The organism is Rhodococcus shunpengi, from assembly GCF_048381395.1.
In the GTDB taxonomy this organism is placed as follows: Bacteria; Actinomycetota; Actinomycetes; order Mycobacteriales; family Mycobacteriaceae; genus Rhodococcus.
This window is the reverse complement of sequence record NZ_JBLWIU010000008.1, coordinates 631157-649130: the sequence shown is the minus strand read 5'-3', so window position 1 is coordinate 649130 and position 17974 is coordinate 631157. Positions and strand designations below refer to the sequence as shown.

At 67.6% G+C, this 17974-nt stretch carries 22 protein-coding genes and 1 tRNA gene; 16 read left to right on the top strand and 7 right to left on the bottom strand.

The window, feature by feature from the left end; all coding sequences use genetic code 11:
* Positions 1 to 4 precede the first annotated feature (4 nt).
* The 3 genes from ACNJ7K_RS03785 to ACNJ7K_RS03775 all read left to right on the top strand — a co-directional run bounded on the left by ACNJ7K_RS03785 (position 5) and on the right by ACNJ7K_RS03775 (position 2277).
* Positions 5 to 217: a hypothetical protein gene (locus ACNJ7K_RS03785; protein ID WP_487041228.1), complete on the top strand. Its 213-nt coding sequence runs from the start codon at positions 5 to 7 to the stop codon at positions 215 to 217.
* Positions 218 to 793: 576 nt separating this feature from the next.
* Positions 794 to 1585 carry an MspA family porin gene (locus ACNJ7K_RS03780; protein ID WP_487041227.1) on the top strand — a complete coding sequence of 264 codons (792 nt, stop codon included), beginning with the start codon at positions 794 to 796 and terminating at the stop codon, positions 1583 to 1585.
* Positions 1586 to 1638: 53 nt separating this feature from the next.
* Positions 1639 to 2277 carry an MspA family porin gene (locus tag ACNJ7K_RS03775; RefSeq protein ID WP_229567376.1) on the top strand — a complete coding sequence of 213 codons (639 nt, stop codon included), beginning with the start codon at positions 1639 to 1641 and terminating at the stop codon, positions 2275 to 2277.
* 89 nt (positions 2278 to 2366) lie between these two features.
* Here ACNJ7K_RS03775 and mscL (ACNJ7K_RS03770) read toward each other — a convergent pair whose 3' ends face one another.
* The 4 genes from mscL (ACNJ7K_RS03770) to ACNJ7K_RS03755 form a co-directional block, all read right to left on the bottom strand.
* Positions 2367 to 2798 (bottom strand): large-conductance mechanosensitive channel protein MscL, encoded by a 432-nt coding sequence (mscL, locus tag ACNJ7K_RS03770; protein ID WP_277371095.1) that lies wholly within the window; start codon positions 2796 to 2798, stop codon positions 2367 to 2369.
* A gap of 126 nt (positions 2799 to 2924) precedes the next feature.
* Positions 2925 to 3650, bottom strand: a complete 726-nt coding sequence (locus ACNJ7K_RS03765; RefSeq protein ID WP_487041226.1) for an SAF domain-containing protein — start codon at positions 3648 to 3650, stop codon at positions 2925 to 2927.
* A 104-nt stretch (positions 3651 to 3754) separates the two neighbouring features.
* Positions 3755 to 4045: an FmdB family zinc ribbon protein gene (locus ACNJ7K_RS03760; protein WP_106200504.1), complete on the bottom strand. Its 291-nt coding sequence runs from the start codon at positions 4043 to 4045 to the stop codon at positions 3755 to 3757.
* 84 nt (positions 4046 to 4129) lie between these two features.
* Positions 4130 to 4732, bottom strand: a complete 603-nt coding sequence (locus ACNJ7K_RS03755; protein ID WP_413768688.1) for a 5-formyltetrahydrofolate cyclo-ligase — start codon at positions 4730 to 4732, stop codon at positions 4130 to 4132.
* A gap of 61 nt (positions 4733 to 4793) precedes the next feature.
* On the opposite strand from ACNJ7K_RS03755, the gene ACNJ7K_RS03750 reads away from it, so the two are divergent.
* The 7 genes from ACNJ7K_RS03750 (at position 4794) to ACNJ7K_RS03720 (ending at position 10183) form a co-directional block, all read left to right on the top strand.
* The gene (locus ACNJ7K_RS03750; RefSeq protein ID WP_016692916.1) at positions 4794 to 5705 is read left to right on the top strand and encodes a UTP--glucose-1-phosphate uridylyltransferase; all 912 of its coding nucleotides are present in this window, start codon (positions 4794 to 4796) and stop codon (positions 5703 to 5705) included.
* A 31-nt stretch (positions 5706 to 5736) separates the two neighbouring features.
* On the top strand, positions 5737 to 6990 hold the full coding sequence (glp, locus tag ACNJ7K_RS03745) for a molybdotransferase-like divisome protein Glp (RefSeq protein ID WP_106200503.1): 1254 nt from the start codon (positions 5737 to 5739) through the stop codon (positions 6988 to 6990).
* Complete coding sequence (locus ACNJ7K_RS03740) at positions 6990 to 7625, top strand: GNAT family N-acetyltransferase (protein ID WP_059381672.1); 636 nt, start codon at positions 6990 to 6992, stop codon at positions 7623 to 7625. The genes glp and ACNJ7K_RS03740 overlap by 1 nt, the downstream gene beginning before the upstream one ends.
* 256 nt (positions 7626 to 7881) lie before the next feature.
* Positions 7882 to 8700 carry a divisome protein SepX/GlpR gene (sepX, locus tag ACNJ7K_RS03735; RefSeq protein WP_487041225.1) on the top strand — a complete coding sequence of 273 codons (819 nt, stop codon included), beginning with the start codon at positions 7882 to 7884 and terminating at the stop codon, positions 8698 to 8700.
* Between the two features lie 163 nt (positions 8701 to 8863).
* Positions 8864 to 8936: transfer RNA gene (locus tag ACNJ7K_RS03730), tRNA-Ala, on the top strand.
* Positions 8937 to 9037: 101 nt separating this feature from the next.
* Positions 9038 to 9181 (top strand): hypothetical protein, encoded by a 144-nt coding sequence (locus ACNJ7K_RS03725; protein ID WP_157788873.1) that lies wholly within the window; start codon positions 9038 to 9040, stop codon positions 9179 to 9181.
* 153 nt (positions 9182 to 9334) lie between these two features.
* The gene (locus tag ACNJ7K_RS03720; RefSeq protein WP_487041224.1) at positions 9335 to 10183 is read left to right on the top strand and encodes an SDR family oxidoreductase; all 849 of its coding nucleotides are present in this window, start codon (positions 9335 to 9337) and stop codon (positions 10181 to 10183) included.
* Positions 10184 to 10196: 13 nt separating this feature from the next.
* Here ACNJ7K_RS03720 and ACNJ7K_RS03715 read toward each other — a convergent pair whose 3' ends face one another.
* Positions 10197 to 10664, bottom strand: coding sequence for a heme-binding beta-barrel domain-containing protein (locus ACNJ7K_RS03715; RefSeq protein ID WP_487041223.1), 468 nt, complete (start codon positions 10662 to 10664; stop codon positions 10197 to 10199).
* Between the two features lie 100 nt (positions 10665 to 10764).
* Here ACNJ7K_RS03715 and arcA point away from each other — a divergent pair, with 100 nt between their 5' ends.
* Entirely contained in the window at positions 10765 to 11976 is a 1212-nt protein-coding gene (gene arcA / locus ACNJ7K_RS03710; protein ID WP_120281674.1) for an arginine deiminase, read from the top strand.
* Between the two features lie 6 nt (positions 11977 to 11982).
* Here the strand turns inward: arcA and arsC are convergent, their stop codons facing one another.
* On the bottom strand, positions 11983 to 12330 hold the full coding sequence (arsC, locus tag ACNJ7K_RS03705) for an arsenate reductase (glutaredoxin) (RefSeq protein ID WP_085468971.1): 348 nt from the start codon (positions 12328 to 12330) through the stop codon (positions 11983 to 11985).
* 151 nt (positions 12331 to 12481) lie between these two features.
* On the opposite strand from arsC, the gene mscL (ACNJ7K_RS03700) reads away from it, so the two are divergent.
* The 5 genes from mscL (ACNJ7K_RS03700) to ACNJ7K_RS03680 all read left to right on the top strand — a co-directional run bounded on the left by mscL (ACNJ7K_RS03700) (position 12482) and on the right by ACNJ7K_RS03680 (position 16363).
* On the top strand, positions 12482 to 12931 hold the full coding sequence (gene mscL / locus ACNJ7K_RS03700; protein ID WP_487041222.1) for a large conductance mechanosensitive channel protein MscL: 450 nt from the start codon (positions 12482 to 12484) through the stop codon (positions 12929 to 12931).
* 12 nt (positions 12932 to 12943) lie between these two features.
* Positions 12944 to 13306, top strand: coding sequence for a GntR family transcriptional regulator (locus ACNJ7K_RS03695; protein ID WP_487041221.1), 363 nt, complete (start codon positions 12944 to 12946; stop codon positions 13304 to 13306).
* A 114-nt stretch (positions 13307 to 13420) separates the two neighbouring features.
* The gene (locus ACNJ7K_RS03690; protein ID WP_120281677.1) at positions 13421 to 15031 is read left to right on the top strand and encodes a BCCT family transporter; all 1611 of its coding nucleotides are present in this window, start codon (positions 13421 to 13423) and stop codon (positions 15029 to 15031) included.
* Positions 15028 to 15474: a hypothetical protein gene (locus ACNJ7K_RS03685; RefSeq protein ID WP_487041220.1), complete on the top strand. Its 447-nt coding sequence runs from the start codon at positions 15028 to 15030 to the stop codon at positions 15472 to 15474. The genes ACNJ7K_RS03690 and ACNJ7K_RS03685 overlap by 4 nt, the downstream gene beginning before the upstream one ends.
* An 88-nt stretch (positions 15475 to 15562) precedes the next feature.
* Complete coding sequence (locus tag ACNJ7K_RS03680; protein WP_268655264.1) at positions 15563 to 16363, top strand: T3SS (YopN, CesT) and YbjN peptide-binding chaperone 1; 801 nt, start codon at positions 15563 to 15565, stop codon at positions 16361 to 16363.
* Between the two features lie 13 nt (positions 16364 to 16376).
* On the opposite strand, the gene ACNJ7K_RS03675 is transcribed toward ACNJ7K_RS03680, so the two are convergent.
* A complete protein-coding gene (locus tag ACNJ7K_RS03675) occupies positions 16377 to 17954 on the bottom strand; it encodes a dolichyl-phosphate-mannose--protein mannosyltransferase (protein ID WP_487041219.1) in 1578 nt (525 codons plus the stop codon).
* Positions 17955 to 17974 lie beyond the last annotated feature (20 nt).

Here is a 17974-nt window from a genome sequence, read left to right as displayed (position 1 = left end):
CGCCATGGCCGGCGACCCTGCGGACCCGCAGGAGCCCGACGAGGTGACCGAAGCAAAGCGTGAAAGCCGTGCCCGGATCGACCGGGCGCGGCTGGCGCGCATCTTCGGTGATGTTCTTCCCGAGACGACACGCGACGAACGGGGCGAGAGTGACGCCGGGGGCGGCGACTCGGACGAGTGGCTGCGTCGGCAGGTCCCTCCACACCACTCTGGTTAGTGATCTGTATCACTTCAGTGAGGTTGTCCTCACCTGAGTTCGAACCTGTTGTCGACCGCAACGAAATGTCGCCGCAATGATCCGTTCACCTCTGTGTGGTCGTTCGCGATGGTTCGAATCTGTGTGTCCGGTCACATGAGGCATTCGACCATGCACTACGAGTGCAACAAGGATGCGCTCTTCACCTGCGGATACGCCGTGTGGCGCACCCTTTTCGTGTGAATCGAAGTTACGGCTTCGGGGCGAGCGGGCGCCCGATTTGCGAGTCCCTGAAAGGCGATCGGCGCCTGATCAGCCGGCCTTCTATACCGGAGCGTTACGAAAGCTAGCCGTTGCTCTAGGAATGGTCACGGTCTAATCTCCCTCTCAGGTTCAAACCGGTCGAGCCCAGGCTTCACAGCCTGGGCTCGGTCACGAATCGGTAAAGCAAAACCGTGCGGACGATGGACGTACCGACACACCGGCGGCTGATCCGCCGGTGTGTTCGCTGTGGACAGCGGCCCGCGGGCGACAGGGCGACCACTTGTTGTCGGACGCGGTGCGCAACCCGGCACGCAGAGAACGGATGAGGCATTCATGAAGATTCAGACGCGACGTGGCTTTAGGGCCGCCCGCAACGCCACGGTGGCGGCAGCTGCTGTGGCCGGTCTGGTTCTCGGATCGGCCGGCGCCGCAGGTGCCGAGGTCAACGACCAGAACCGGATCGTCTCCAACGGCCACGAGGTCATCGTTACGCAGGAGGACACCTTCATCAACGGTGTGCCCCCGATCGGCGGCAGTCCGCTGAGCCGTGAGTGGTTCCACAACGGCCGCGGCATCGCCAACATCGTCGGCCCCGAGGCGGCGGACTTCGAAGGCTCGACCTTCCAGTTCGGCTACCAGGTCGCGTGGACCGCATCCGTCGACGGTGCGATCGGCTTCAACTGGACCTCCCCGGATCTCGGTACGGATGTGGGCTTCGGGTACTCGGACCGGGTTGAACCGGTTATGATCCCGAATCCTCAGTACACCGAGGGTTCTGACCTCCCTAAGGAGATTCAGGCCACTGTTGACGGCACCCCGGACGGCGACAAGCTGTACACAGTGATTGAAGGTGGCGGGGAGTACGAGCACCAGACAACCGATACCTACGTCGGAAGCATCCTCCCCCAGGTCACGGCTGGCATTGAATTGAGTCAGGCGCCGGGCATCGAAGAGATCATCGTCGCCGAGGGCGAATTCAATGGCGATTTCAAGGAAGTCCAGATCGCCAACGTCCACGGTGCTGCAACCGGTGTCATCGGCCCGGTCTCCCTCCGCCCGTTCGTCCGCGTGATCACCGACAACGGCGACAACGTCACCACCTACGGCCAGGTCTGGACCCTCTAGTCCTGCTCCGCGCCATCCCGCAAGAAGTCCCCACCACCACCAACGGAGTAATCATGGGAATCAAGTCGCGTGGCTTCAAGGCCGCTCGTAACGCCGCCGTCGCCGGTGCCGCCGTCTTCGGCCTGGTCCTCGGTGCCTCGGGTGCCGCTTCGGCCGAGGTCAACGACCAGAACCGCATCGTTTCCGACGGCCTCGAGGTCGTCGTGACCCAGGAGGACACCTTCATCCAGGGTGTTCCGGCTCTCGGTGGCAGCCCGTTCAACCGCGAGTTCTTCCACAACGGCCGTGGCACGGCCAACCTGATCGGTGAGGGCGCTGCCGACGCCGAGGGCACGACCTTCCAGTTCGGTTACCAGTTCGCATGGGCCGGCAGCATCGACGGTGCCATCGGCGTCACCTACTCAACCCCCGGTCTCGGTGTGGACGCCAAGCTCAGCGGCGATGTCACGGCCAAGGTCACCGACATCCTCCCGCAGGCCTACGCCGAGCTCGAGCTGACCCCGGCTCCGGGTATCGAGGAGCTCGTCGTCGCTGAGGGCGAGTTCGACGGTGATTTCAAGACCGTTCAGTTCTCGAACGTCCACGGCACCGCCTCCGGCGTCCTCGGCGCTGTCCAGGTCCGTCCGTTCGTCCGCGCCATCACGGCCAACGGCGACAACGTCACCACCTACGGCGCTCCCTGGACCGTCTAAGTAGACGTCCGGCTCACGCCGAACACAGCACTACAAGACCGGGCTCGCTCGAATCTCGAGCGGGCCCGGTCTTTTTCGTCGTCGTGCACCTACTCGATGCCCGGGGTGGGCTTGGCGTGAGCGCCCTGAGTTGCCTGACCGGCCTGTGCCTCGAGGATGTCGCGGATCTGGATGAGCAGGTCCTCGGCACTGGCCTGCTTGTCCTCCGGCTCGGTGACGAACTTCTTCTTCGCCGTGTTGGCCGGGACGATGAGCACGAAGTACACGACCGCGGCGATGATGATGAAGTTGATGATCGCGGAGATCACCGCGCCGATGTCGACGAAGGTTTCCGGGTTGCCGCTCACGATCTCGAAGCCCCAGCCCATCTCGTTGTCGCCGCCGATCGCGCTGACGAGCGGCTCGATGATGTACTGGGTGAAGGCCGTGACGATGGCGGTGAACGCGGCACCGACCACGACCGCGACGGCGAGATCGAGGACGTTGCCCCTCAATATGAAGTCCTTGAAGCCCTTCAGCATGGTGTGCTCCTTCTCGCGGCCTGTCCGCCGGAGCCGCGCACATGAGGTGGGTCACACGGACGTCCACACGATAAACCGCCAGGTCGGTTCCCCGAGGGGATTGCGCTGGGAAAACGAACGAGATGCTCAGTGGAGCGTCACGGTCAGGGCACTGACGAGCGACGCCGCCGCGACCGTCGTGGCGGGTTCGGGTTCCAGCGCGACCAGCACGACCCGCTCGTTCCGATCCCGCGCCGAACCGCCGGATTCGGCCAGTACCACCACCGCACCCCGGGCGAGGACGTGCGCGCCGGGTAAGGGGCCGTCGGCGCTGTCCGTGACGGTGAGGACGTCGACGCGGTCGCCCTCACGGAGCAGTTCGCTCACGCCGGCATCGGCGAGCCGGATGGGCACCACGCGTGCGTCGGCGAATCCGGTGGCCACTGCGGCGAGGCGCGGGCCGAGGAGGCGGGTGTCGACGAGCGGTTCACCGGCCGGCACAGGACCGGCGAGGATGTGGCCCACGGCGTCGTCGACCTCGCGTAGCGTCCCGGCGACGAGAGCGGATCGATCGCGATCCACGTGAGCGACGTCGTCTGCGGTGAGGGTGTGCCCGGGCGCGAGATCTCTCGCCGCGACGACGACTCCCACGCGATCGCTGTCGGGGTCGCCGCGCACCGCGAGGATCACTGCCAGCGCGGCGAGCAGTCCGGCCGCGATCCGCCGGGCCCGGACGATGCGCGACCAGCCGGGGCGGAGGAGTTCGACGAATCGGTCGGGGAGCGTGGGCTGCAGCGAGGCACCCGCAGAGGAGCGCGAGCGGTGCGGACGCGCGCGCTCACGCTGGAGGAACGAGAAAAGGCCGACGGGCATGCCCCGAACCTAGAAGGTGGGGATGCCCTGTCGGCCCCGATGAGCTCTCGGAATCGGCGGTCTGTGGATGACTCGACCGCCTGTGGACAAAGGAGTCCGGAAGGTCAGCTCGCGGCGGCCGCCGGAGCCGAGGACGTGCTGCTCGACGACGACGAGCTGCTGTCGCTCGACGAGGAGCTGCTCGAGCTCGTCGACGCGGATTCGCTCGCGGTGCTGCCGCTGCGGGAGTCGGTGCGGTAGAAGCCGCTGCCCTTGAACACGATGCCGACCGAGTTGAAGAGCTTGCGCAGCTTGCCTTCGCACTGCGGGCATTCGGTCAGGGAGTCGTCGCTGAAGGACTGCACGATGTCGAACTTGTTGTCGCAGGCCGTGCAGGCATATGAGTAGGTGGGCACCGGTTGATCCTCCGCCAGTTCGTCGAACCGCAGTATTCGTCGTACTGCAGTTTTGGCACTCTACCGCCGACAGTGCCAACAGCGCTAGGGAGTGTGTTGTTCCGCACGGTCGTCGCTACCGAGCCGGACCAGCCCTTTCCCGGGTGTCAGCGCCCATCCCATGCGGATGTCGTGGGGGTCCTCGGGGAGTTCGTCGACGAGTTCTTCATCGCGGACCACCGCGATGATCACGGCGTCGGGCGAGGCGAGGTGCAAGGTGCGGTCGTAGAAGCCGGCGCCGCGGCCGAGCCGCACGCCTCGCGCGTCCACCGCCAGGGCCGGGACGAGCACCGTGTGGGCCTTCGCCACCGCCTCGGGCGGGAGGATCTCACCACCCGGCTCGCGCAGCCCGAAATCCGCCGCCATCAGCGTCTTCTCGCCCATGTAGCGGGCCCACGACAACGGTTCGTCGGTGCGTGTCACCGGGACGAGCACCGTCGTTCCCGCCTCGGTCAGTGCATCGAGGAGCGCGATCGATCCGGGCTCCGAACCCACCGGCACATATGCGCACACCACCGACCCCTCCGGGGCGAGCGTCGAGGCCACCGTGGCGAGCGCGGTGTCCTCGATTCTGCGCCTCGCAGCACTCAGCTCGCGCCGAGCTGTAAGAATGCGGTCACGCCAGACCGCTTTCGGGGGTGGGGGCATGTCTGCGCCTTACGATCGCCGAACCACCGTCCTCGGTGGCCGAAGTTTAGGGTGGGAGTCTATGACGAACAGTACGACCGGAGGCACGCGGCATTTCAAGACCGCGGTTGTCCCCGCAGCAGGTATGGGGACGCGGTTCCTTCCCGCGACCAAGACGGTTCCGAAGGAACTCCTTCCGGTGGTCGACACGCCCGGCATCGAGCTCGTGGCGGGTGAAGCCGCGGAGTCGGGCGCCGAGCGCCTCCTCATCGTGACGGCGCCGGGCAAGGACGGCGTGGTCGCGCACTTCGTCGAGGACCTCGTCCTCGAGTCCAAGCTCGAGGAGAAGGGCAAGTACGAGCTCCTCGCCAAGGTCCGCAAGGCCCAGGGGCTGCTCGAAGTCGAGTCCGTGGTCCAGGAGAAGCCGCTCGGTCTCGGTCACGCCGTGGCGTGCGCCGAGGAGGCGCTCGATCCCGACGAGGACGCGATCGCCGTGCTGCTGCCCGACGACCTCGTGCTGCCGGTGGGCGTGCTCGAGACGATGCAGCGTGTCCGCGCCAAGCGTGGCGGTTCCGTGCTGTGCGCGATCGACGTGCCCAAGGATCAGGTCAGCGCGTACGGCGTCTTCGACGTCGAGGTCGTGCCGGATGCCGCCAACCCCGACGTGCTCAAGGTGCTCGGCATGGTCGAGAAGCCGGCCGTGGAGGACGCACCGTCGACTTTCGCCGCCGCCGGCCGCTACCTGCTCGACCGGGCGATCTTCGACGCACTGCGTCGCATCGAGCCCGGAGCCGGGGGAGAACTGCAGCTCACCGACGCGATCGCCCTGCTCATCTCCGAGGGTCATCCCGTCCACGTGGTGGTGCACCGCGGCACCCGACACGACCTCGGAAATCCCGGGGGCTATCTGCGCGCTGCGGTTGACTCGGCGTTGAACACGGAAGAGTACGGGCCCTCGCTGCGCGAGTGGCTCCTCGAGCGCCTGAAGCGCTGACTGCAGGACGGGCTGGAGGACGAGAAGCGGTATGCGGTCGGTTGAGGATCAGCAGGCCAGGGTCACGGCGGCGGCAGTCGCACCCCGGCCGGTCCGGGTGGCCATTTCCGAGGCGCAGGGTCTGCTGTGTGCGGAGGAAGTGGTCACCGAGCGACCCCTGCCCGGATTCGACCAGGCGGCGATCGACGGATACGCCGTGCGCAGCGTGGACGTCCAGGCCCCGGCCGAGACCGACGGTGGGTCCGCACCCGCCGAGGTGACGCTGCCGGTCGTGGGCGAGGTGCGTGCCGGTTCGCGTCAGCCGATCCGTCTCCAGCCCCGTCAGGCGGTGCGTGTCGACACCGGTGCGCCGTTGCCGACGCTCGCCGACGCGGTGCTGCCGCTCGACAACACCGACGGTGGTGCCGCACGCATCAAGGTGCTCGAGCCGGTGCGTTCGGGCGACTACGTGCGTCGCACCGGCGACGATGTCCAGCCGGGCGACATCGCGGTGCGCGCCGGGACGATCATCGGGGCCGCCCAGGTGGGTCTGCTCGCCGCGGTCGGCCGCGACAAGGTGCTCGTCCATCCGCGGCCGCGACTGTCGGTCATCTCCGTCGGCGGCGAACTCGTCGACGTCGACCGCACGCCCGGACCGGGGCAGGTCTACGACGTCAACTCCTACGCGCTGGCCGCGGCTGCGCGCGACGCCGGTGCCGACGTCAACCGGGTCGGGATCGCGAGTACCGATCCGAAGCGGCTGCGCGAGGTCGTCGAGGGCCAGCTGATCCGCGCCGAGATCGTCGTGATCGCCGGTGCCGTGGGCGGTGGTGCGCTCGAGGAGGTCCGCGAGGCACTGTCCGATCTCGGGGAGCTGGGCGTCGAGCGGATCGCGATGCATCCGGGCTCGGTTCAGGGCTTCGGGCGTCTCGGCCGTGACGAGGTGCCGACCTTCCTGCTGCCCGCCAACCCGGTGAGCGCGCTCGTCGTCTTCGAGGTGATGGTCCGGCCGTTGATCCGCATCGCGCTCGGCCGGCGCCAGCCGATGCGCCGTGTCGTCTCGGCACGCACGGTTGCCCCGATCACCTCGATCCCCGGTCGCAAGGGTTTCCTGCGCGGCCAGCTCATGCGCGACGAGACGACGGGCGACTATCTCGTGCAGGCGCTCGGCGGCGCCGCGGGCTCGTCGTCGCACCTGCTCGCGACCCTCGCCGAGGCGAACTGTCTCGTCATCGTCGACCCCGAGGTCTCCGAGATCCGCACGGGAGATCCGGTGGACGTGGCGTTCCTCGGGCAGCGTGGTTGATGTCCCGTCATCCCGGCTGGCCGGCCGAACTGGGGCCGCTGCGGGTGGCCGGGGGAGTGGTGACCGTCCGATCGATCCGACTGCGCGATGCCGCGGCATGGAGCCGCCTGCGTCTGCGTGATCGTGCGCATCTCGAGCCGTGGGAGCCGACCGGTGAGGCGCCATGGGACATGCGGCACCACATCTCGGTGTGGCCGGGGCTCTATCGGAGCCTGCGGTCGGAGGCTCACAAAGGCCTGATGCTGCCGATGGCCATCGAGCTGGACGGCAGGTTCTGCGGTCAGTTGACGGTGGGCAACATCGTGCGCGGAGCGCTGCGCTCGGCCTGGATCGGCTACTGGGTGGAGAAGGAGGTCAACGGCCTCGGTGTCGCGACCGCCGCCGTCGCCCTCGGGCTCGACCACTGCTTCGGCCCGGTCGGGCTGCACCGCGTCGAGGCCACCGTGCGGCCCGAGAACGAGCCCAGTCGCGCGGTGCTGCGCAACGTCGGCTTCCGCGAGGAAGGTCTGTTGAAGCGCTACCTCGACGTCCAGGGCCGATTCCGCGACCATCTGCTGGTCGCGATGACGGTCGAGGAGGTGCCGGGCTCGGTCTCGGACCGTCTCGTCCGTGCCGGTCGCGCGACCTGGTCCTGACCCCTTCCCGTCTCGAGTCGGGTTCGTCCGTTATGTAACGCAGGTTACTCGCAACTCGAGTAACAATCCCCAGCGCGTGTGGGATCTCTGTGATTAGAGTGAAGAAAGTGTCAGTTGGTTTCGCGTGACTCGAGTGACTTCTGTAGTCGATTGAGTCGGCGTTTCTGTACAGGTAAGCGCAGTGATGCCGTTAGCCTCATGTAGGTCGGTGGCGTCGACGGGCTGGTAGGGCGACGACTGGAGGGAGGACCACCGGATGCCGAACTCGCTTCTGTGGATCGGGCTCGTTGCCGTGTGGTTGTTCGTTCTGGTGCCCATGCTGGTCACGAAGCGTCCTCGAATCCGGCAGACGACCGACGCCGCTCTCGCAACTCGAGTTCTGCACCGCGGAGACGACGAGCCGATCACCCCTCGGGGACCGGCCGCCGGACACCGCAGCGATCCTCATTGGCGTCCGAGTCGTGACCGCACGCACCGCACCCCCGCGGAGGACCGCATGAACACTGAACTCGACGACAGGCCGGAGATCGATTCCGACGAGGCCGACGTCCACGACGAAGCAGCACCCGACCGTGAGCCCGTGCGCGCACACGCACCGCAGCGCCGAGGCCGCGGCGGATTCGACCCGCACGCCGATGCGGTCGCCAGTGCCGCACGATACGAATTCCGTCAGCGGGCCGTCCTCGGCCTGCTGATCGCCGCGATCATGACGTCGGCGCTCGCCCTGATCGTCTCGTCGGTCATGTGGTGGCTCGCCGGTCTCGCGGCCGTGGCTCTCGTCGCCTACCTGTTCTATTTGCGGCGCCAGGTGCGTCTCGAGCAGGAGATCCGGCGGCGTCGGCTCGCGCGACTGCAGCGGTCCCGCGCAGGGGGCCGCGGCGGACACGACGACGTTCCGCAGCGCCTGCGTCGCCCGGGGGCCGTGGTCCTCGAGGTCGACGACGAGGATCCGGAGTTCGAACATCTCGATCGCTACGAGGACGACTACGGCATCGACCACGGCTACGACGTCCGAGTGAGCGACGGCGGCGACGAGCCCGGCGACTACGTCGTTCCCCGCGCAGTGGGGGAATGAACGTCCGACGATGCTTCCGGCGGGGCTCGCACCGACTCGGTGCGGGCCCCGACCCGTCTTCGGAGCAGGCCACGAAATCGCCCGTCACCTGCGCCGACACTCCGATTTCGTGATGGACGGGGTGGTTTGCTAGAGTTTGCGAGTCGGTTCCCTCGGAACCTACGGGGCTGTGGCGCAGTTGGTAGCGCGCTTCGTTCGCATCGAAGAGGTCAGGGGTTCGATTCCCCTCAGCTCCACCCCCGAAAGCCCCGCCCTCGGCGGGGCTTTCGTCGTATGCGGGGCCATTCGCTGGCGGGTCCACGCCGAACCCGGCAGACTGTGTGGCATGGACCACAGGATGAGTGACGACGAGTTGCGTCGGGCGATCCGGGTACTGCGCGAGCGCGCCGACCTCGCGCGCAGCGAGAATCGCCACGACGATGTCGAGATGATCGAGCGCACGATTCGGGAATACCAGGAGGAGATGGCACAGCGGCTCTGAGTTCGATTCTGCGAGTTCCATCCGCCGGAGCCGCGCGCTCCGGCTCACAGGTCGTTTCGCTCGGCCACACGAATCGCTTCGCTCCGGCGCATCCGGTCTTATCCCGTGGCGCGCCGGAGCCTCGTGTCGTCACGGCGACGTTAGGGTGTCGCCATGGCGATCACCGACCTGCGCGGCACCAAGTTCCTTGTGACCGGCGCGGCCAGCGGAATCGGCCGCGCCCTGGCCTATGCGGCCTCCGATCGCGGGGCCCGGCTGGTGCTCACCGACCTGCAGGAGGAGGCCCTCGAGGAGGTCGTCCGCAGCGTTCGTGAACGCGGCGGCACCGTGCTGCACTCGGCCGCCTTCGACATCTCCGACTACGAGGCCGTCACCGCCTTCGCCCGCGACGTGCACGAGGCGTGCGGGTCGCTCGACATCGTCGCCAACGTCGCCGGAGTGTCGGTGTGGGGCACGGTCGACCGGCTGAAGCACGAGCACTGGAAGCTCATGGTGGACGTCAACCTCATGGGGCCCATCCACGTCATCGAGAACTTCGTGCCGGCCATGATCGAGGCCGGTCGCGGCGGGCACATCGTCAACGTCTCCTCTGCCGCCGGGCTGCTCGCTCTGCCGTGGCACGCCGCCTACAGTGCAAGCAAATTCGGTCTGCGCGGAGTGTCGGAGGTATTGCGGTTCGACCTCAGACGCGACGGCATCGGTGTCTCGCTCGTCGTCCCGGGGGCCGTGCGGACACCGCTGGTCGACACCGTGCAGATCGTCGGTGTCGACCGCGACCGCCCCGAGGTCCGCAAGCTCACCCAACGGTTCGTCCGGCATGCCGCGACCCCCGAGAAGGTGGCCGAACGCATCGTCGCCGGCATCCTGAAGAACCGATTCATGGTCTACACGTCGTTCGACACCCGGTTCGGTTACTGGTGGGCCCGCAAGTTCGCGCCGCCCTACAACCTCGTCATGCAGGCCGCCAACGACTACTTCCGTCGCGTCGTCGGCACCAAGTGACGATTCTTCCGAATCATTCCGACGCGCGGCGCAGTTCGGCGTGCAGGTGATGCGTCAGCGGGGTGTCGGCGTGGGCCATCCAGAAGTCGTAGACCAGCACGTCGCCGTCGACCTCGAACCGCCGCCGGACCTCGCGCACCGGTTTGGCGTCGGGTGAGCGCTCCAGGGTGAGGGTGGTGAAGTCCAGCACGCCGCCCTTCGGCCGGGCCCGCTGGATCTCGACGAACCCGGTGGGCTGCGAGACGAGCAGTTCGACATCGTCGCCGCTGCGGCGCAGGTAGCCGTTCTCCGTGTGCAGCGGGCGTCCCTCCGTCCGGTGCCGCGTACGGCTGACGTACATCAGGAAGGGCTTGCCGGGAATGGTGGCGAACTCGATCGTCTCGTCGTACGCGAAGTCGTCGATGGTGGGATAGTGGCCGTCGCCACCTCCGGTCCAGCGCCCGGCGAACGGTGCCAGGCACCCGAGCGGGTCGTCGGCCATGAAATCTCCCTCGTGTTCTCGGTGTGTTCTTCGCAATCGTTGTCGCCGTACTCGACGCGCCTGACCCGGTTGCCGCCGTCCTGCGCGATACCGTGAGCATATGAGTCATCGCTGGGGTGTCGAGTCCGAAGTCGGTGAACTCCGCGCCGTGATGCTGCACCGGCCCGGCGCCGAACTCGAACGCCTCACGCCCCGCAACAACGACCAGCTGCTCTTCGACGCCCTGCCGTGGGTGGCGCGCGCCCAGGAGGAACACGACGCCTTCGCCGAGTTGCTGCGCAGCCGCGGGGTCGAGGTGTTCCTGCTGGCCGACCTGCTCACCGAGACACTCGAGGCCAGTGGCGCCGCGCGGGTGCAGAGCGTGTCGTCGGCCGTCGACGCGCAGCGTCTCGGTTATGCGCTCGCGGAGGAACTGACGGGCCATCTGCGTGCCCTGCCCGCTGCCGAGCTCGCCCGGATCCTCATCGCGGGCATGACCTTCGACGAACTGCCCGCGGTGGGCAACGGCGCTGCCCCGTCCCTCGTGCGCCTGATGCACCACGGTTCCGATTTCGCGATCGCACCGCTGCCGAACCTGCTCTTCACGCGTGATTCGTCGTTCTGGCTCGGATCGCGCGTCGCGATCCCCAACCTGGCCCTGCCTGCGCGCCGGCGCGAGACCAGCCTCACCGACCTCATCTACGCCTTCCACCCGCAGTTCCTCCACGTGCGACGCGCGTACGAATCGCACACCGCGCCGGTCGAGGGCGGCGACGTGTTGCTGCTCGCGCCCGGCGTCGTCGCCGTCGGAGTGGGGGAGAGGACGAGTCCGGCCGGTGCGGAAGCGTTGGCGCGCAGCGTCTTCGACGACGGGCTCGCGCACACCGTGCTGGCGGTCCCGATCGAGCAGCGGCGGGCGTCGATGCACCTCGACACCGTGTGCACGATGGTCGACGTCGACGCGGTCGTGATGTATCCGGCGATCCGGGACAGCCTGCAGGCGTTCGCCATCCGCCGCGAGAACGGTGCGGTGCAGATATCGGGGCCGCGCCCCTTCCTCGAGGCCGCCGCCGACGCGATGGGGATCGAGAAACTGCGCGTCATCGACACCGGTCTGGATTCCGTTGTCGCCGAGCGTGAGCAGTGGGACGACGGGAACAACACGCTCGCCGTCGCGCCCGGCGTCGTCGTCGCGTACGAACGCAATGTCGAGACGAACACCCGTCTCGAGGACTCGGGGGTCGAAGTGCTGCGGATCGCCGGGTCGGAACTCGGTTCCGGCCGCGGCGGTCCGCGATGCATGTCGTGCCCGCTCTCGCGTGCGGCCCTGTAGCTGCCGTCAGAGGATCTCGCGCACCTTGTCGACCGGACGCGCGAGCACGGTGCCCTTGTCGGTGACGACCAGCGGACGTTCGATGAGGATCGGGTTCGCGACCATCGCGTCGAGCAGTTCGTCCTCGGACGCCTCGGCGAGGTTCAGCTCCTTGTAGAGCGATTCCTTCTTCCGGATCGCCTGACTCGGTGTGAGACCTGCCGCATCGAGCAGCGACCGCAGCTCGTCGCGGGAAGGCGGAGTCTCGAGATATTTGATGACCGTGGGTTCGAGTCCGTTCTCCTTCAGCAGCGCCAAAGTGTTGCGTGACGTGCTGCAGCGCGGGTTGTGATAGATCGTCGCCGTGGTTGCCATGGCCCGATTCTGCCCTGACACAGTCCGTATTCAGGTGCCACCCGCGGCCGTGTTGCCCGATTCGTCCCTGTTGAAGCTGCTGGGAAGCGTTATTACGATTTCCGCGCCCTGAAGTTTTTCGAATTCTCTCTCAGAAAAGGCACGGAGCACGATGCTCAAAGGTTTCAAGGATTTCCTGCTGCGCGGAAACGTCGTCGAACTCGCCGTCGCAGTGGTCGTCGGCGCGGCGTTCACGTCCATCGTCACGGCGTTCACCGATCACATCGTGAACCCGCTGGTCGCCGCTGTGGGTGGCGACAACGAGATGGGCTTCGGCTTCCGCCTGCTCTCGTCGAACGACGCGACCTTCGTCAACCTCGGTGCCGTCATCTCCGCGGCGATCAACTTCTTCATCATCGCCGCCGTCGTCTACTTCGTGCTCATCGTGCCGGTCAATGCCGCCAAGGCCCGCTTCGCGCCGGAGAAGGATCCCGAGGACGAGCCGCTGAGCGAGACCGATCTGCTCATCCAGATCCGCGACCTCCTCGAGACCGGCAGCTACAACACCGCCCCTGCCGACGCGCCCTCCGCCGAAGCGCCGGTCAAGGTCACCGAGCGCTGATAACCTGCGAGAATGCTCGACCTCACCATCGATCCCGACTCGCCCGTCCCGCCGTTCGAGCAACTGCGCCGGCGCATCGTCGAGCTGGTACACGATGGTGAGCTGATCGCAGGTTCCAAGCTGCCCACCGTCCGGGGCCTCGCCGACACCCTCGGCATCGCACCGAACACGGTCGCCAAGACCTATCGGGAACTCGAGAAGCTGGGCGTGCTCGAGGCCCGCGGGCGGGCGGGGACATTCGTCGCCGACACCGGCGATCCCACCCGCACGCGAGCCCAGCGATCCACCCACGAGTACGTCGCCGAGGTGAGGGCACTCGGGATGTCCGACGAGGAGATCCTCGAATTCGTCTCGGCCGCTCTGCGCGCGGGCTGACCTGCCGATCTGCGGGAGCGCGCAGAGTATGCATGTCGCGTCCGAAATGTGACGATTTTCTCGGGTTCGGCGATTCCGCTCCGCAGGCGCCCGAAACTTGCAAGGTTTGTTCGCATGAACGTCCCTGGTGATCGGCCCGGGTCCGAGGAGATCGACGAGGTCTCGGGCGCTCCTGCTTCCGAAGTAGCCGCCTCCGCGGCGCATCCGCCGAAGACCGACAAAGTCGTCTTCGGCGTCGCTGCCGCGCTGGTCGCGGCGATCGTGGTGTGGGGCCTGGCCGCCACCGAGAACTTCGGGACCGTCACCGGGAGCATCCTCGACTGGATCGTCGTCGAGTTCGGTTGGTTGTTCGTGCTCACGGCGAGCGGATTCGTGTTCTTCGCGCTCTGGCTGGCGGTGAGCCGCTACGGCCGCATCCCGCTCGGCAAGGACGACGAGAAGCCGGAGTTCCGCACGGTCAGCTGGATCTCGATGATGTTCGCCGCCGGCATGGGCATCGGCCTGATGTTCTTCGGCGTCGCCGAACCGCTCTCGCACTTCGTCGAGCCGCCACCGGGCAGCAACGGCGGCACCGGCGTCGCGATGGCGACCTCGATGTTCCACTGGAGCCTGCATCCCTGGGCGATCTACGCCGTGGTGGGTCTGGCCATCGCGTACGGCACCTTCCGCAAGGGGCGCAAGCAGCTCATCAGCTCGGCGTTCATCCCGCTGCTGGGACGCCGGGCCGAAGGTCCGCTCGGCAAGGTCATCGACATCCTCGCCCTGTTCGCGACCCTGTTCGGCACCGCGGCGTCGCTCGGCCTGGGCGCGCTGCAGATCGGCTCGGGCTTCGAGGTCACCGGCTGGCTCGAAACGGCCGGAGTGATGCTGCTCGTCGCGATCGTCGCACTGCTCACGCTCGCGTTCATCGCGTCCGCGGTCACGGGTGTCGCCAAGGGCATCCAATACCTGTCGAACATCAACATGGTGCTCGCCGCGATACTGGCGATCTTCGTGTTCGTGCTCGGACCCACCGTCTTCATCCTCAACCTCGTGCCCACCACCCTCGGTGCCTACGCCGCGGAGTTCGCCCGCATGTCGGCGCGCACGGCCGCCTCCAACGAGGCCGCAGGTGAGTGGCTGTCGAGCTGGACGATCTTCTACTGGGCGTGGTGGGTCTCGTGGGCACCCTTCGTCGGCATGTTCCTCGCCCGTATCAGCCGCGGCCGCACCATCCGCGAGTTCGTCGTCGGTGTCATCCTCGTCCCGAGCCTCGTCAGCCTCATCTGGTTCTCGGTGTTCGGCGGCGCCGGCATCGGACAGCAACTCGACGGCCTGGACATCGCGGGTGCCGACAGCGTCGAAGGACAGCTGTTCGGGGTGCTCGGCAACCTTCCGCTCACCGGTATCGCCACGGTCGTCGCGATGCTCCTCATCGCCATCTTCTTCATCTCCGGAGCCGACTCCGCGTCGATGGTGATGGGCAGCCTCAGTCAACGCGGCACCCTCGCGCCGAATCGCGGCGTCGTGGTCTTCTGGGGCGGACTCACCGGTGGTGTCGCGGCACTGCTGCTGTGGAGCGGCGGCGAGGAAGCGCTCAACGCCCTGCAGACGATGACGATCATCGCTGCAGCCCCCTTCCTTCTCGTGATGATCGGCCTGTGCGTGTCGCTGTACCGGGATCTGCAGCGCGACCCCCTGATCACGGGCGGGCGCAGGAAACGGACACTGCGCAAGGTCGAATGACCGAGCGGTCCCACATCGAGGGCGTCGGGTTCCTGCTCGACGTCCTCGATGCGCGTCCGGGCACGTCCGTCCTCGCGATCGACACCGGGCCCGCCTCCGCCGTGGTCGCCGAGCACGTCGGTCCCCACGGCCGCATGCGCGTGGCCCCCTCGGCGACCCGCGCATACGAGTTCACCCGCCAGGAGAAGTTCGACCGTATCTACGCACTCGACATCCCCGAATTCCGCGAGGACACCGCCGCCGTGGCCGCCCTCGCCCCACTGCTGGCCGACGACGGGCAATTGTGGGTGATCGACGAGGCAGGGCCGGGAGAGGACACCGGAACCGTCTCGATGACGGTGAGCACCGTTCTCGCACAGGCAGGATTCGCAATCGTCGACATCCTCGAACGCGGGTCGCGGGTCGCGGTGTGGGCAGCAATCGGACGGCGGCATCACGGGTGACACACGACGCCGCGTGCCTGCGGTGAGTTGTCGCCCACTCCGAGTACGGTGTCGCCTGCCCGGCAGTTGCTCTTCGAGAGGAGTGCGCGTGACCGACACCGACCGATTCGACGAGGCCCTCGACCGCGATTGGGCCCGTTACGCCTCGCAGCTGGCCCGGCGCATCTCCGAACTCGCCGGATCCGACACTTTCGAGCTGCACGCCGAGACCGTCTCGGGGCCCGCGGCCTGCGTGCGGGTGCTGGCGACTTCCGGCGGAGGCGCCACGGTCGAGGTCACCGGATCGGAGCCGGTCACCCGGTCCGTGTCCGAGGCCGGCATGCTCGCCAGGCACATCGTGTCGGTGCTGCGCGGTCGTGGGAAGGTGCCGCATCCGGCCTTCCTGCAGGCGCACCCGCCGTCCGCCCTCGGCGACCTACGCGAGCGTGTGAGCGACGCGCTCGCGCACGCCCTCGGACGCCCGGTGCCGGTCGACGCCGACGGCGACTTCGTCGTCGTCCTCGACTCCCAGGTGGTCTTCGTCGTGATCGACGACGACGGCAGCATCAGGCTGTGGGCACCGCTGCTGCACGCGATCCCCGAGGACGACACCCCGGGAACCGCGCCCGCCGGCGGTCGCACCCACGCCCTGGCCGAGCTCACCGAACTGAACCGGACGTGGCCGCACATCAAGGTGGTGCTCGTCGAGGACCGGCTCGTCGCCACCGTCGACCTGCTCGGCGATCCGTTCGTGCCCCGCCACCTGTCCGAGCTGCTCCAGCGACTCAAGGGCTTCCTCACGGTCGTCGACGAGCGATTCGCGCGTCGCTTCGACGGCGTCCGCTACGGCTCCGACAGGGAACACGACGTCGAGCTGCCCGAGGGCAGCGTGCTCGACGAACCGAACTGAACTCGAACTCTCCTCAGCGCCAGCTGGGGAGCCACAGCTGGTCGTTCCAGTGCTCCGGCGTGATCGGCAGCGCCGTGAGGATCGGCCACAACCACACGAAGTTCGCGACGACGAGCCCGACGTACAGGCACACCACGAGCAACCCGGTCGTCCGCCGTTCCGTCGAGGCGTGCGGCGACCCGAGGATGTCACCGAGCACCAGCGCGACACCCATCACCAGGAAGGGTGCCATCGGCACCGCGTAGAAGTAGTACATCTGCCGGTCGAGGCTCGCGAACCACGGCAGGATCCCCGCGCCGTAACCGGTGAGCACCGCGGCCCACCGCCAGTCGCGGCGGACGAGCAGCTGCCACAGTCCCCACCCGAGCACCGGCAACGACACCCACCACAGCGCCGGCGTTCCGACCAGCATCACGGCCTTGACGCACTGCTCCGCGTCGCACCCGCTGATCCGCTCGCCGTCGGCGAAGTAGTACAGCATCGGTCGCAGCCCCATCGGCCACGTCCACGGCTTCGACTCCCAGGGGTGCTGATTGCCGGCCGAGTTCGTCAGGCCGGAGTGGAACTCGAGGACGCTCGCGCTGTAGTACCAGAGCGATCGCAGCGCGTCGGGAACGAAGGAGAACATTCCGTCGTGACCGATCCGCGAGCCGACCGCGTGACGGTAGACGCCGGTCTCGCTCGCGAACCACGCCCAGTAGGTCGACAGATAGACCCCGAGCGGGACGAGCACGAGGGCGTACAGCGCCGGGCCGATATCGCGCAGGGCCGTCCCGACCCACGGTCGCTGCACCCGGTACGCGCGACGCGTCGCGAGGTCGAAGGCCACGGACATCAGCCCGAAGAACGCGATGAAGTACAGGCCCGACCACTTGGTACCCACCGCGAGACCCAGCAGGATGCCCGCGCCGAAGCGCCACCAGCGCACACCGAAACGGGGACCCCACACACTGTCGAGGACACGACCCTCGGCGTGCACCTTCGCCATGCGGGCACGCACGTCGTCGCGGTCGACGATCAGGCACCCGAAGGCGGCGACGACGAAGACCGCCTGGAAGATGTCGAGCATGCCGAGGCGGGACGACACGAAGGTCACCCCGTCGACGACGAGCAGCAGACCGGCGACCGCGCCGAGCATCGTCGACCGGGTCAGCCGCCGCACGATCCGCACGACCAGCAGGACGAGCACGACACCGGCCGCCGCGGCCGAGAAACGCCAGCCCCACGCGGTGTATCCGAACAGTGCCTCACCGATCGCGATCATCTGTTTGCCGACGGGCGGATGCACGACGAGCCCGTAACCGGGGTTGTCCTCGATCCAACCCCCGGTGAGCACCTGCCAACCCTGCGGGGCGTAGTGCTTCTCGTCGAACACCGGCGTCTTCGCGTCGGTGGGGTAGTTGAGCATCGTGAACCGCGTGATCGCGGCGAGCGCCGTGACGAAGGCGGTGACGACCCAGCCGCGCGCCCGATCTCCGGGGAGAGGCTCGGGTCCGGGCACCAACGGGCCGGGACCGAGAAGGCGACGATCCCGCGCTGCCGACGGACCACGGCCGGGGGCCTGTGAAGGGCTGCGGTCCGTCACGGTCACGTTCCGATCGTAGGCTGAGC